At 73.3% G+C, this 13196-nt stretch carries 11 protein-coding genes; 8 read left to right on the top strand and 3 right to left on the bottom strand.

Annotated features, from left to right (window positions below; all coding sequences use genetic code 11):
* The first annotated feature begins 61 nt into the window (after positions 1–61).
* Both OG490_RS27930 and OG490_RS27925 read left to right on the top strand, forming a co-directional pair.
* Positions 62–1324: an MFS transporter gene (locus OG490_RS27930; RefSeq protein ID WP_330299022.1), complete on the top strand. Its 1263-nt coding sequence runs from the start codon at positions 62–64 to the stop codon at positions 1322–1324.
* Positions 1269–2603 (top strand): D-arabinono-1,4-lactone oxidase, encoded by a 1335-nt coding sequence (locus tag OG490_RS27925; RefSeq protein ID WP_330299021.1) that lies wholly within the window; start codon positions 1269–1271, stop codon positions 2601–2603. The genes OG490_RS27930 and OG490_RS27925 overlap by 56 nt, the downstream gene beginning before the upstream one ends.
* 35 nt (positions 2604–2638) lie before the next feature.
* Here the strand turns inward: OG490_RS27925 and OG490_RS27920 are convergent, their stop codons facing one another.
* Entirely contained in the window at positions 2639–3457 is an 819-nt protein-coding gene (locus OG490_RS27920; protein WP_330299020.1) for a hypothetical protein, read from the bottom strand.
* Between the two features lie 538 nt (positions 3458–3995).
* On the opposite strand from OG490_RS27920, the gene sepH reads away from it, so the two are divergent.
* Positions 3996–4997, top strand: a complete 1002-nt coding sequence (sepH, locus tag OG490_RS27915; protein WP_330299019.1) for a septation protein SepH — start codon at positions 3996–3998, stop codon at positions 4995–4997.
* Between the two features lie 53 nt (positions 4998–5050).
* Here sepH and OG490_RS27910 read toward each other — a convergent pair whose 3' ends face one another.
* Positions 5051–5908, bottom strand: a complete 858-nt coding sequence (locus OG490_RS27910) for a sulfurtransferase (protein ID WP_330299018.1) — start codon at positions 5906–5908, stop codon at positions 5051–5053.
* 186 nt (positions 5909–6094) lie between these two features.
* Here OG490_RS27910 and OG490_RS27905 point away from each other — a divergent pair, with 186 nt between their 5' ends.
* A complete protein-coding gene (locus OG490_RS27905; protein ID WP_330301096.1) occupies positions 6095–6880 on the top strand; it encodes a VOC family protein in 786 nt (261 codons plus the stop codon).
* Positions 6881–6937: 57 nt separating this feature from the next.
* Here the strand turns inward: OG490_RS27905 and OG490_RS27900 are convergent, their stop codons facing one another.
* Positions 6938–7984, bottom strand: a complete 1047-nt coding sequence (locus OG490_RS27900) for a M4 family metallopeptidase (RefSeq protein ID WP_330299017.1) — start codon at positions 7982–7984, stop codon at positions 6938–6940.
* Between the two features lie 246 nt (positions 7985–8230).
* On the opposite strand from OG490_RS27900, the gene OG490_RS27895 reads away from it, so the two are divergent.
* The 4 genes from OG490_RS27895 (at position 8231) to OG490_RS27880 (ending at position 12773) form a co-directional block, all read left to right on the top strand.
* Positions 8231–8950, top strand: coding sequence for an RNA polymerase sigma factor (locus OG490_RS27895; RefSeq protein WP_443065884.1), 720 nt, complete (start codon positions 8231–8233; stop codon positions 8948–8950).
* Positions 8947–9639 carry a hypothetical protein gene (locus OG490_RS27890; protein ID WP_330299016.1) on the top strand — a complete coding sequence of 231 codons (693 nt, stop codon included), beginning with the start codon at positions 8947–8949 and terminating at the stop codon, positions 9637–9639. Before OG490_RS27895 ends, OG490_RS27890 begins: the two co-directional genes overlap by 4 nt.
* Positions 9640–9777: 138 nt before the next feature.
* Positions 9778–10341 carry a hypothetical protein gene (locus OG490_RS27885; protein ID WP_330299015.1) on the top strand — a complete coding sequence of 188 codons (564 nt, stop codon included), beginning with the start codon at positions 9778–9780 and terminating at the stop codon, positions 10339–10341.
* Positions 10342–10427: 86 nt separating this feature from the next.
* Positions 10428–12773 carry a bifunctional polysaccharide deacetylase/glycosyltransferase family 2 protein gene (locus OG490_RS27880; RefSeq protein ID WP_330299014.1) on the top strand — a complete coding sequence of 782 codons (2346 nt, stop codon included), beginning with the start codon at positions 10428–10430 and terminating at the stop codon, positions 12771–12773.
* Positions 12774–13196: the final 423 nt, after the last annotated feature.

Raw genomic sequence — 13196 nt, 5'->3', positions numbered from 1 at the left:
CGGGCGCCTTGTGTGCGGTCGTAACCTGTATGGGCCAATGACGTCCCTCACGGAGGGCACCTTGCCCAGTCCCTACCGCGCGATATTCGCGGCCCCCGGAAGCCGGTCGTTCAGTGCGGCCGGCCTCATAGGCCGGATGCCGCTGTCGATGGTCGGCGTCGGCATCCTCACGATGATTTCCCAGCTCACCGGCCGCTACTCGCTGGCCGGGGCGCTCACCGCCACCCTCGCCCTCTCCGCGGCCGCCATCGGCCCCCAGGTCTCCCGCCTCGTCGACCAGTACGGCCAGCGGCGGGTCCTGCGCCCGGCGAGCCTGCTGGCGGCCGTGGCCGTCGCCGGCCTGCTACTGTGCGCGGCCAACAACGCCCCCGACTGGACCCTGTTCGTCTTCTCCGCCCTCGCGGGCTGCGTGCCCAGCGTGGGCTCGATGATCCGCGCCCGGTGGACGGCCATCTACCGGGACTCCCCGCGCGAACTGCACACGGCGTACTCCCTGGAGTCCGTCCTCGACGAGGTCTGCTTCATCTTCGGCCCGATCCTCGCCATCGGGCTGTCCACCACCTGGTTCCCCGAGGCCGGCCCGCTGGTCGCCGGGGTCTTCCTGCTGGTGGGCGTCTGGTGGCTGACCGCACAGCGCGCCACCGAGCCCGTCCCGCACCCGCGCGGCGCCGACACCGACAGGACCTCCGCCCTGCGCTCCCCCGGGCTCCAGGTGCTCATGGCCACCTTCGTGGCCACGGGAGCCATCTTCGGCTCCATCGACGTCGTCACCCTGGCCTTCGCCGAGGAGCGGGGCCACAAGGCCGCCGCCAGCTTCATCCTCGCCGTCTGGGCGGTCGGCTCCTGCCTCGCGGGCATCGTCTTCGGCCTGCTGCACCTCAAGGGCAAGGCGGAACGCAGGTGGGTGCTGGGCATCTGTGCGATGGCCGTGAGTATGATCCCCCTCCTACTGGCCGGGAACCTTCCGTTTCTGGCCGTGGCGCTCTTCGTCTCGGGCCTCGCCATCGCTCCCACGATGATCACCACGATGGCCCTGATCGAGGCGCACGTACCACGCGCGAAGCTGACCGAGGGCATGACCTGGATCAGCACCGGCCTCGCGGTCGGAGTCGCGCTCGGCTCCTCCGTGGCCGGCTGGGTCATCGACGCCGCCGGCGCGAAGACCGGGTACGTCGTCTCGATCTCGGCGGGGGCCGCCGCGGCGGCGGTGGCGTTCGCGGGTTATCGCCGGCTGACGAGGTCGGCGCAAGGGGAGGAGCCTTCCAACGATGGCTACGACGGGGACAGCAGGGACGAGCGGGACACGGACCGCCGCGTGGCATAACTGGGCGGGCAACGTCACCGCCACGCCCAGGCGCGTGGTGACCCCCGCTTCGGTGGGCGAACTCCAGGAGGCGGTCCGCCGGGCCGCCGAGGAGGGGCTGAAGGTGAAGGCGGTCGGCACCGGCCACTCCTTCACCGCGGCCGCCGCGACCGACGGCGTACTGATACGCCCGCAGGCGCTGGCCGGGATCCAGGTCATCGACCGGATCGCCGGCACCGTCACCGTGGCGGCGGGCACGGTCCTCAAGGACCTCAACCTGGCCCTCGCCAAGGAAGGCCTGTCGCTCACGAACATGGGCGACATCATGGAGCAGACGGTCTCCGGGGCCACCAGCACCGGCACGCACGGCACCGGCCGCGACTCGGCCTCCATCGCCGCCCAGATCCGCGGCCTGGAGCTGGTCACCGCCGACGGCACGCTGCTGAGCTGCTCGGAGAAGGAGAATCCGGAGGTCTTCGCGGCGGCCCGGCTCGGCATCGGGGCGCTCGGCGTCGTCACCGCGATCACCTTCGCCGTGGAGCCGCTCTTCTTCCTGACCGCCCGTGAGGAGCCGATGGGCTTCGACCGGGTGACCGCCGAGTTCGACCAGCACCACGCGGAGAACGAGCACTTCGAGTTCTACTGGTTCCCGCACACCGGCAACTGCAACACCAAGCGGAACAACCGCAGCCAGGGCCCGGCCGCCCCGCCCGGAGCGGTCGGCGCCTGGGTCGAGGACGAGCTGCTGTCCAACGGCCTCTTCCAGGCCGTGAACTCGCTGGGCCGCGCCGTCCCGGCGACCATCCCCTCCATCGCCCGGATCGCGAGCCGCGCCCTGTCCGCGCGGACCTACACGGACATCCCGTACAAGGTGTTCACCAGCCCGCGCCGGGTGCGGTTCGTGGAAATGGAGTACGCCCTCCCCCGCGAGCGGGTCGTCGAGGCGCTACGGGAGCTCAAGGCCATGGTCGACCGCTCCGACCTGCGGATCAGCTTCCCGGTGGAGGTGCGGACGGCTCCGGCGGACGACATCACCCTGTCGACGGCCTCGGGCCGCGAGAGCGCGTACATCGCGGTGCACATGTACAAGGGGACCCCGTACCAGGCCTACTTCACCGCCGCCGAGCGGATCTTCACGGAGCACGGCGGGCGGCCGCACTGGGGCAAGGTGCACACGCGGGACGCGGAATACTTCGCGCAGGTCTACCCGCGCTTCGGGGAGTTCACCGCGCTCCGGGACCGGCTGGACCCTGAGCGGGTCTTCGGCAACGACTACCTGCGGCGCGTCCTGGGGGCCTGAGCCGGGAGCCCGGAGCCCGCACCCCTCCGCCCGCCTCAGGGCGTCGGCGACTCCCGGCCGGAGCCGCTGCCCACGCCCCCGTCCGGGGTCGCCCCGCCGGAGCTCGGCGTGGGGGTCGGGGTGGGCGTGGGCGTCGGAGTCGGCGTCGGGTCGGGCTTCGGCGGGCTGGGGCTCGGCGACGGGTCCGCGGAGTGCGAGGGGCTGGGGTCCGGGCTCGGGCTCCCGCCGCCCTGCGAACGCGAAGGACTCGGGGAGTTCCCGGTCTCCGGGGTCTTCGCGCCCTTCTCGCCGGGCTCGCCCTTGGGCGGGGCGGGGCTGTCGCCGCCCGCCTTCTGGGTGCCGCCGGAGAAGACGGTCCCGCCCCCCTTGCTCACGGAGGTGTCGGCGATCGCCTCGTAGGTCCCGATCCCGCCGAGTGCGATGGCGAACGCCAGGCCGGAGGCCACCGCCGTCCGCTTCCAGCCCCGTACGCGGGTGCCGTGGACGGTGGCCTCGCCGAACTCCTCGTCTGGCAGCGCCTCGGCGGGGACGGAGCGCAGCATCATCGTTCCGTCGGGTGCCCGCTCCCCGCCCGGCGCCTCCACCGGTACCTGACGGGCCTTCGGGCGGGCGGTCTCGCGCAGCTGGTCGCCGGTGCGCCGGAAGAAGTGCTGGATGACGGGGCCGCCTGCGGTGGCGACCACGCTCACCACACCGGCGCCGAGGATGGTTCCGTAGACGCCCATCTGCGAGGCCAGCAGGGCCGCGGCGACCGTGGCCAGGGAGGAACCCGCGACCTGAGCGGCGCTCAGGTCGAGCTTCTTCTTCTCCTTCTCCCGCTCCGGCTCGACGTCCAGCACCGTTTTCTGACCCATCGCCATCCCCTGCGTGTCCGACCTCTCGCGCTTCACCGCTTTCTCCCGTTACTGACCCCTGAGCGAAACGGATAGTTCCACTTCTGGGGATTCTGTGAAGCAGGACACCCGAAAACGAACGCGCCCGCAGGTCCGCCCCGATGTGGACCCGTCAGAGGGCAGCCCAACTCCCGCCGTCCGAGACAAGTTCGGCGGCGCGGCGGTCCACCCAGGTGGCCCGAATGGAGTACTGTGGCGAGCCCTGGGGCCGTCCTTCCTTACGGATGTCCGGACCCGGGAGAGGGGGCCGGCTGATGGAAAAACGGCACTCGAGACCGGCGATGCCGCGGTATTGCACGGGATCCTGCTGCGCACAGTAATCGTTCGGTCACTGTGCGTGCCCAACAGGTAACCGTGCCATAACAGCGATCAAGGGCGCATGCCCGACACGCCGGTTTAACTCGGCAAGGTAGTGGCAGGCTGCACCCGGGCAGGCCACACTCGACTAGCGGAAGCAGCGACGCACGTGACGTCGGCAGGCACCACCCGGGAGGTCCCCATGCCCGAACTGCGTGTCGTGGCCGTCTCAAATGACGGCACACGACTGGTGCTCAAGGCTGCGGACAGCACGGAGTACACGCTTGCGATCGACGAGCGTCTCCGGGCTGCCGTGCGTAACGACCGTGCGCGCCTGAACCAAATCGAGATCGAGGTGGAGAGCCACCTCCGCCCCCGCGACATCCAGGCCCGGATACGGGCCGGTGCCTCCGCGGAGGAGGTCGCTCAGCTCGCGGGCATCCCCGTCGACCGGGTACGCCGCTTCGAGGGCCCCGTGCTCGCGGAGCGCGCCTTCATGGCCGAGCGGGCCCGCAAGACCCCCGTGCGCCGCCCCGGCGAGAACACCGGACCCCAGCTCGGCGAGGCCGTGCAGGAGCGGCTGACGCTGCGCGGCGCCGAGAAGGAATCCGTCCAGTGGGACTCCTGGCGCCGTGACGACGGCACCTGGGAGGTCCTCCTGGTGTACCGGGTCGCCAGCGAACCGCACTCGGCCAGTTGGACGTACGACCCGCCGCGCCGGCTGGTCGTGGCCGTGGACGACGAGGCCCGCTCCCTGATCGGCGAGTCGGACGACCTGCCCGCGACGCCGGAGCCGAGCTTCCCGTTCGTGCCGCGCATCGCACGGCTGCCCCGGGACCGGCCGCTGGACCGTGCGCTCGACCGCCAGCTGGAGCGCCCGCTCGCCCCGCCGCCCCCGGAGCCGGAGGAGGAGCGGGACACCCTGACGGCCCTGCTGGAGTCGGTACCGAGCTTCCGCGGCGACATGGTGGTCCCGGAGCCGGTGCAGGAACCGGAGTCCGAGGAGCCGCCTGCGGCCTCGGCCGGCGCGGGCACCGCGTACGCGGACGTCCTGATGCCGCGCACCGTGGCGGGCCACCGGGACCGCCTCACCGGAACGACCGACCGTCAGGCCGAAGCCGACGGCGTCCGGCCGGGCCGCCGCGCGGCGGTCCCGAGCTGGGACGAGATCGTCTTCGGTACCCGGCGCAAGAAGCAGGAGTAGCCCCGGGCCGCCTCCGTCCGCGTACGGAGGCGGTCCGGGTTCGCTCGGCCCGCTCAGCCCGGCAGGCTGCCGACCGCCACCGGCCGCGCCGGGTCGGCGGACCAGTGCGACCAGCTGCCCGCGTACAGCGCCGCCGGGATGCCCGCCGCCGCGAGGGCGAGGACCTCGTGGGCTCCGGAGACCCCCGAGCCGCAGTACACGCCGACCTGCGCCCCGGCGGCGTCCGCGCCCAGCTCCGCGAAGCGCGCCCGCAGCGCGTCCGCCGTCAGGAACAGCCCGTCCGGACCCACGTTCTCCGTGGTCGGCGCCGACACCGCTCCCGGGATGTGCCCGCCGACCGGGTCGATCGGTTCGACCTCTCCGCGGTAGCGCTCCCCCGCCCGCGCGTCCAGCAGGAGCCCGGTGCGGGCCAGTGCGGCCGCCCCGTCCGCGTCCAGCAGTCCGATCGCACCCGGATTTGGCTTGAAATCACCCCGTTCCACAGGAGTGACCTCCGTCAACAGCGAACCGCCCCCGGCGGTCCACGCGGCCAGTCCCCCGTCCAGCACCCGCACCCGCGCGTGACCCGTCCAGCGCAACAGCCACCACGCCCGCGCCGCCGCCCAGCCCTGTCCGCCGTCGTACACGACCACCGGCGTGTCCGCCGAGACCCCGGCCCGCCGCATCACCGCGCCGAACTCCTCCGGATCCGGCAGCGGGTGCCGTCCGCCCTCCCCCGCCGGGCCTGCGAGTTCCGCGTCGAGGTCGACGTAGACGGCGCCCGGCAGGTGCCCCGCCTCGTAGGCGGGCCGCTGGTTCGGGCCGCCGAGCTGCCAGCGGACGTCCAGGAGGACCGGCGGGCGGGGGCCGGACAGTTCGGCCTTCAGGGCTGCGGCCGAGAGCACGGGCGAGGGAGAAGCGTTCGCAGTCATGCGGGCCATTTTGCTCCCCTGCCGCGCACCTTGCGTAACAAGCCGGACATCGACGGGCCGCATCGATCCGGTCATCTGTCCAGGCTCGCTCGAGACCCGGCCGGGTCGGGGCGCGCCGAGCCGCCCGGAGTGGAAGCATCTGCTGCGGGAAGCCTCATGCGCATGACGACGGAGGAGACGGCCGAGATGACCGAGGCACTGGAAACGATGCGGCGCACGCCGGGCGCACCGTGCTGGGCGAACCTGATGGTCCACAGCCTCGGCACCACCGAGGAGTTCTACGCCGACCTGTTCGGCTGGGAGTACGCGCCCGGCCCCGAGCAGCTGGGTCCGGGCGTCCATGCCCTGCTCGACGGCCGCGAGGTGGCCGGCATCGGCAAGCTGCCGCCGGACCGCCACCTCCCGGTGGCCTGGACCACGTACCTGGCCACGGACGACGCCGATGCGACGGCCGAGTCGATCCGCTCCTGCGGCGGCACCGTCGCGGTGGGACCGCTGGACGGCGGGTTCGTGGGACGGGTGGCGATCTGTTCCGACCCGCTCGGCGCGATCTTCGGACTCTGGCAGGCCGCGCCCCACCTGGGCATCCGGCCGCGAGGCATCCCGGGCACCCCGGTGTGGAGCGAGCTGGTCACCCAGGACACCTCCACGGTCGGCAAGTTCTACGAGCACGTCTTCGGCCACGAGGCCCGTGCGCACGCCGACTCCTCCGAGGACTTCGACTACCTCACCCTCCTGCTCCAGGGCAGGCCGGTGGCCGCCGTGCACGGGGTCGGCCGGTCCCTGCCCCACGACCGGGGCCCGCACTGGATGACGTACTTCGAGGTGGAGGACCCCGACGCGGCCGCGGCCAAGGTCCTGCGCCTCGGCGGCCGCGTCGTCCAGCCGCCCCGCGAGGGCCTCAGCGGCAGACTGGCCACGGTCGCGGACCCCGAGGGAGCCGTCTTCACGGTCGTCCGCAGCAGGAGCTGACCCCGCCGCCGTAGGGCCGTCGTGCGCGGCGCGGAGCCCGCGCCGCGCACCACGCTCCTACTGGATTCCCGGGATCTGGCGGGCCTTGAACGCCTGGCGCACCGCGTCCGCGGCGGCCTGGCCGTACATCCGCTGGGCGGTGGCGACCGTCGTCAGCGCCGCGTCCTGGAAGCTGGTGTCGGGCGCGAAGCCGAACTGCGCGTTGACGATGATGCGGTCGGCCGTCCTCGCGCCCAGGGCGCCACGGATGTCGAAGAGGGCGCGGGACCAGATCTCGCCGTCGGCGTGCACCTCGCCCGTGCGGTCCGCGTAGACCTTGTTCCCGTCGACGCGCCGCAGGCAGTGCGGGGCGGAGCTGTACTCGACCGAATCCCAGTCGCCGACGCATGCCAGATCCGTCTTGCGCGGCCACCCGTAGGCCTCGTCGGCGTGGGAGCCGACCTCGACGGCCAGGTAGTCGCCGAAGGCCTCGCCTATCGCGCCGGCCTCCGGGGAGGAACCGAAGCCGGGGACCTGGGCGTTGTGCACCGCGTGCCCGTACTCGTGGACGATGACCTCGGCGTCCTCGGCGTCGTCGACCCCGCCCTTGCCGAAGCGGATCTCCGTCTTCTTGTCGCTGAAGAAGGAGTTGTCGGCACCCCACTGGTTGATGCGGACGGGCTGGGCTTGGTCGTTGGCCCCGGGCAGTTCGCTTCCGAAGCCCAGGCCCTGCAGGTACTCCTGCGCCTCGTTGACCCAGAAATAGGCCATGACCTGCTCGAACCGGTCGTCGGCGCGGGTGAAGGTGCCCGCGTCGGCCACCTTCGCCGAGGCGCCCGTGTCCGATCTGACGTAGGCCCACTTCCCCGACAGTCCGCCGCTGCCGTCCAGGTTGCGCAGGGCGGCCATGGCGTAGGCGGAGGCCGGCACGGCGGCCGCGGAGTCCTTGGCGTCGGTCAGCGTCTGATCGCCCGACGACTGCACCGGGTTGACCATGAAGACCCGGGCCAGGGGTGAAGCTCCGGGCGCGGCCGGGGCCGAGGCCGTGGCCGGAACGGCCGGTGCGAGCAGGGCCACGGTGATGGTGGCCGCGGCGACCAGGCCGCGGGGTGTGCGGCGATCCATAGACATCCTCCGGGTTGGGATGTGGTGCGCGGGGCGGGATGCCCGCGCGACGCGGCGTGATCATTGCGCACCACCACCCGCCTTAGCCAGGGCTCGTACGCACCCGGTTCGCTTTCCGGGCCGCGGCGTCCGCTCGGGGACCGGGCGGGGCCGGCCTCGGGAACGGGCCGGTCCGGCCGTGGGCCAGGGTCGGCCGCGGGCCGGGCTGGCCGTGGGTCCCGGCGGGGCGTGGCGCATCATGACCCGGTGCAGAATGCGGAGCGGTTCGGCGAGGCCGAGGACGAGGCGGGGAAGCCGGGAGTGCCCATCGGGCGCGACCCCGCGGAGATGTCCGAGCAGGTGAACGCTGCCCGGAACGGCGACGAGGCCGCCTTCGGGGCGCTGTTCCGTGCCGTGCAGCCCGGCCTGCTGCGGTACCTGAGGGTGCTGGTCGGCGCGGACGCGGAGGACGTGGCCTCGGAGGCGTGGCTGCAGATCGCCCGGGACCTGGGTTCGTTCCAGGGGGACTTCGACGGGTTCCGCGGCTGGGCGGCGACGATCGGCCGGAACCGGGCGATGGACCTGTTGCGGGCCCAACGCCGTCGCCCGGTCAGTGGAGTGCCGGTGGAGGACTTGCTCGCCGACCGGCCGGCGGCCGACGACACCGAGGGCGCGGCGCTGGCCACCGTCGACACGGCGGCGGCACTGGCCCTCATAGCCTCCCTGCCCCGCGACCAGGCCGAAGCCGTGCTGCTCAGAGTGGTGATGGACCTGGACGCGGCGACCGCCGCGCGGGTGCTGGGCAAGCGGGCCGGCGCCGTACGGATGGCCTCCCACCGCGGCCTGCGCAAGCTCGCCGAACGGCTCGAAGGGCGGCGGCGACCTGCGGGAACGCCCGCGGCGGCGGACCCGCGGGAGTCCGTGGAAAAAACTTCCGCCCCGGGAGTGACACCGACGACGCCACCAACGCTGAAGGGCATGAGATGAGCACCAACCGTCCCCGCCGGATCGACCAGAGCACCGCCGAGCAGCTGCTCGGCCGGGGCTCGGCCGCGTCGGCGGGCGGCCACGACGCCCTCGTAGGACTGCTCGGCGCCGCCGCCGCTCCCGCCGCGGAAGCCGAGCTGGCCGGCGAACAGGCGGCGCTGGCCGCGTTCCGGGCCGCTCAGCTCGCACCCGATCCCGTTCCCGCACCCCGTCCCCGGAGGCGGCCGATGCCGACGCCGACCCTGGCGAAGCTCCTGAGCGCGAAGGTCACGGCCGTCGCCGCCGCCATCGCGCTCGGCGGCGTCGCCGTCGCGGCCGGTACCGGACACCTGCCCACCTCCCTGGGCGGCGATCCCGCCCGCAGCGAGCCCGGTGCCGCGGCGAGTTCCGCACCCGCCACACCCGCCGCGGTTCCGCCCGCCGCCACCCGCAGGCCGGGCGCGCCGGTGCCCGCGACCCCGGCGGAGCCGGGCAGCCCGAGCCCCGGGGCGACGGCCCCGCCCGGCCGGTCCGGCGGCCACCCGACGCCGGGCACCCAGGAGCCGGGCAACCGGCCCGCCACACCGGGGACGGCCCGGACGCACGCTCCGGAGACGGACCGGACGCACACGCCGAACGGGCCCGGCGACCACCCGAGCGGCCCTCCGGACGACCGGCCCACCGCCCCGACCGCGCGCCCGAAGGGGTAGCCCCGCCCGGGTCCGCCGAACGCCGACCTCCGACCCACGACCCACGACCCACGACCCACGACCTCCGATCGTGAGGTCGCCCCGCCCGGGTCCACGACCGCCCGGCACCTGATCCCGCTACCCGTAGAGGCCCCACCGATGCAAGGACGACTTGGCACCTCGGCCGAGGACACCATGCCGCTCCCCCGCGTCACGCAGGGCCGCCCGGACCCGGCGGACGCCCCGCCGCGGCACGATCCCGAGCCCGGCCCCGTCTTCGTCGACGCGTCGGGGCGCAGGCAGCGAAGGGTGCGACGGGCGGGGCGCCTGCTGGTCGTACCCGCCGCCGCCTACGTCGTCCTGCTCATCAGCACCCTGCTGGGCGGCCCCACCGTACGCTCGCCGCTCCTCCCCGCCGCCCCGGCGCCGCACACCCCCGCGCCCGGAGCCTCGTCGGCTCCGAAGGGCGCACCCGGTGCCTCCGGTGGGAGCGCGGCGGGTTCGAGCCCCACCCCGTCCGCCGCACGCGGGGCCACCCCCTCCAAGGCGCCCCCGGCCGCCGGTCGGACGCCCGCACCGGGCCCGACCGGGGCACCCGGTACCACCCCGGCGCCCGGGACCGCTGCCGGGAAGGGTGCCGCGCCGACGGCGGCGAACACCGCGCACGGCCGCCCCACTTCCGCCCCCGGCCAGGGCGGCGGCAAGCCCACCTCGCACCCGTAGGGGGTGTCTGATGGATCTCCGCGGCGTCGCGGAGATCCATCAGACACCCCCTAAGCCACCGGAACGCAGCAGTCAGGAACTCCCCGTTGTCCAAGAACCGTCGCCGCCGGGCACCGTCCCGCGGCCGGCACAGCACCGTGCGCGACGTTCCGTTGCGCACGCACTGGCTTCTGCTCACCACGCTCGTGCTCACCCTCTCGGCCGCGCTGCTGCTCCAGGGCTACACCCGGCACATGTTCGACTCCACCGCCGACGGCGCTCCCCGGGAACAGGGTCCGGCCTCCTCCGTGCCCGCGCGGATAGCCGCCGGCGGCCCGGTGATCGAAGCGGCGGGGGGCCGCACCGCCGGGCCGGCCGCCCACACGATCGCGCTGACCTTCGACGACGGCCCCGATCCGGTCTGGACTCCGAAGATCCTCGACGTCCTGCGCCGCAACGGTGTCCGCGCCACCTTCTTCACCGTCGGCACCCGGGTCGCCGAGAACCCCGCGCTCGCCCGCCGGATCGTCGAGGAGGGCCACCAGATAGGACTCCACGGCTTCACCCACACCGACCTGGGCAGCGCCTCCCCCTGGCGGCGCTCCCTGGAGCTGCGGGAGACGCAGCTCACCGTCGCAGGCGCCACCGGCGTCACCACGCCCCTGCTGCGGCCCCCGTACTCCTCCGGCAACGACGCCCTCACCGACGCCGACTGGGCCGCCGTCGTACAGGCCGGGCAGGAGGGTTACCTCACCGTCCTGACGACCCTGGACAGCGAGGACTGGCAGCGGCCCGGCGTCGAGCGGATCATCGCCAACGCCACCCCCGAGGGCACCGGCGGGCAGATCCTGCTGATGCACGACTCGGGCGGCGACCGCTCGCAGACCGTCGCCGCACTGGAACAGCTGCTGCCCCGGCTCAAGGCCGCCGGGTTCGCGTTCTCCCCGGTCGGCGAGGCGGTGGCACTCCCCACGGCGGTCCAGCCCGCGGGCACCGCGGAGCACTTGCAGGGCCTCGCCCTGATCACCGCGCTGCGGACCAGCGACTGGATCCTGGGAGCCGTCTCCTGGCTGCTGTGGGCAGCGGGTGCGATCAGCCTGCTGCGCGCGGTCGCCGTGTTCGTCGCCGCCCGGCGCCACGTGCGGATGCGCCGCAGACCGTGGGGGGATCCGGTGACCGAACCCGTCAGCGTCATCGTCCCCGCGTACAACGAGAGCGCCGGGATCGAGGCGGCCGTCCGCTCCCTCCTCGCGTCCGACCATCCGGTCGAGGTGATCGTCGTCGACGACGGCTCCACCGACGGCACCGCCGACCTCGTCGAAGCCCTCCAGCTGCCCGGTGTCCGGGTCATCCGGCAGCAGAACGCGGGGAAGCCCGCCGCGCTCAACACCGGCATCGCCGCCGCCTCCTGCCAGCTCCTCGTCATGGTCGACGGCGACACGGTCTTCGAACCGGATGCCGTCCGCATGATCGTCCAGCCCTTCGCCCACCGCCGCGTCGGTGCGGTCTCCGGCAACGCCAAGGTCGTCAACCGGGGCGGCCTGCTGGGGCGCTGGCAGCACATCGAGTACGTCGTCGGGTTCAACCTCGACCGCCGGCTGTTCGACCTCGCCGAGTGCATGCCGACCGTCCCCGGCGCCGTCGGCGCCTTCCGCCGCGAGGCGCTGCTGCGCGTCGGCGGTGTCAGCGACACCACCCTCGCCGAGGACACCGACCTCACCATGGCCCTGTGCCGCGACGGCTGGCGCGTCGTCTACGAGGAGCGCGCCAAGGCCTGGACGGAGGCGCCCGCCTCGCTGGGCGCCCTGTGGAAGCAGCGCTACCGCTGGTGCTACGGGACCCTGCAGGCCATGTGGAAGCACCGCGGCGCGCTCGCCCAGCGCGGGCAGGCGGGCAAGCTCGGCAGGCGCGGGCTGGTCTACCTGCTCATGTTCCAGGTCCTGTTGCCGCTGCTGGCCCCCGTCGTGGACGTCTTCGCGCTCTACGGCCTGATCTTCCTGGATCCGCTGCGCATCCTCGCCCTGTGGAGCGCGTTCCTGCTCCTCCAGGCGCTGATGGGCCTCTACGCCTTCCGCCTGGACGGGGAACGGCCCGGCCCGCTCTGGAGCCTGCCCCTCCAGCAGTTCGTCTACCGCCAGCTCATGTACCTCGTGGTCATCCAGTCGGTCTTCACCGCGATCGCGGGATCCCGTCTGCGCTGGCAGCGGATGGAGCGCTACGGGAGCCTCCGGGTCCCGGTGCGCGCGACCGGGTCCGAGGCCTTGCCCCGCGCACCCGAACCCTCGGGTCTGGAACTCGCCGAGAGCTGGACCGAGGAAGCCCAGCGTGCCGCGGCACTCGCGCCGGAGGTCGGCTACTACTCGGATCTCGCATGGGCATCCCGCACCCATGAGAACGAGCGGATTCAGAATCCACCCGTCCACGGAGCACCCGGGGAATCCCACTGGAGTTGAGCGCCGGGTAAATCAGTGAGCCGTGCGCGGCAGAAGGCGCACGGCTTTGGCCGCGCACCCCAATTCGGATCGGAGGCCCGTCGGCGAAGGGCTGGAAATCCGATCCCACAAGCCTCCACGGCACACGAGCCGTGGAGGCTTCGCCGTGAACGGCCCCCATCCGCAGGGCCCTTCACCTGCGCACTACAGACTCCTGGGCCTTCGGGCAACCATCCGGAGTGGCGCATTCCCGCCACCACGGATCCGGGCCCACCGAAGGCGCACATACCGGCAACACGCGCGCAACATTCCACGGCCATGCGGAGTTGGTACCGAATTCCCCGAATCGCGCCTGCCCGTACACCCGGTAACGCCGCTTTCGCCGGCCGGTTCACCCGGATTGCCCGTATCTCCTGACGCCAACTCACATGAACCCGCACTGTC

Origin of the sequence: Streptomyces sp. NBC_00503, from assembly GCF_036346895.1 — a bacterium.
Classification (GTDB): Bacteria; Actinomycetota; Actinomycetes; order Streptomycetales; family Streptomycetaceae; genus Streptomyces.
This window is presented reverse-complemented; position numbering and strand designations above follow the sequence as displayed.

What these genes read in the sequence shown, in the direction of transcription:
- OG490_RS27925 (WP_330299021.1), top strand. Translation starts at nt 1,269, where the DNA reads ATGGCTACGACGGGGACAGCAGGGACGAGCGGGACACGGACCGCCGCG.
- OG490_RS27920 (WP_330299020.1), bottom strand. Translation starts at nt 3,457, where the DNA reads ATGGGTCAGAAAACGGTGCTGGACGTCGAGCCGGAGCGGGAGAAGGAG.
- sepH (WP_330299019.1), top strand. Translation starts at nt 3,996, where the DNA reads ATGCCCGAACTGCGTGTCGTGGCCGTCTCAAATGACGGCACACGACTG.
- OG490_RS27910 (WP_330299018.1), bottom strand. Translation starts at nt 5,908, where the DNA reads ATGACTGCGAACGCTTCTCCCTCGCCCGTGCTCTCGGCCGCAGCCCTG.
- OG490_RS27905 (WP_330301096.1), top strand. Translation starts at nt 6,095, where the DNA reads ATGACCGAGGCACTGGAAACGATGCGGCGCACGCCGGGCGCACCGTGC.
- OG490_RS27900 (WP_330299017.1), bottom strand. Translation starts at nt 7,984, where the DNA reads ATGGATCGCCGCACACCCCGCGGCCTGGTCGCCGCGGCCACCATCACC.
- OG490_RS27890 (WP_330299016.1), top strand. Translation starts at nt 8,947, where the DNA reads ATGAGCACCAACCGTCCCCGCCGGATCGACCAGAGCACCGCCGAGCAG.
- OG490_RS27885 (WP_330299015.1), top strand. Translation starts at nt 9,778, where the DNA reads ATGCAAGGACGACTTGGCACCTCGGCCGAGGACACCATGCCGCTCCCC.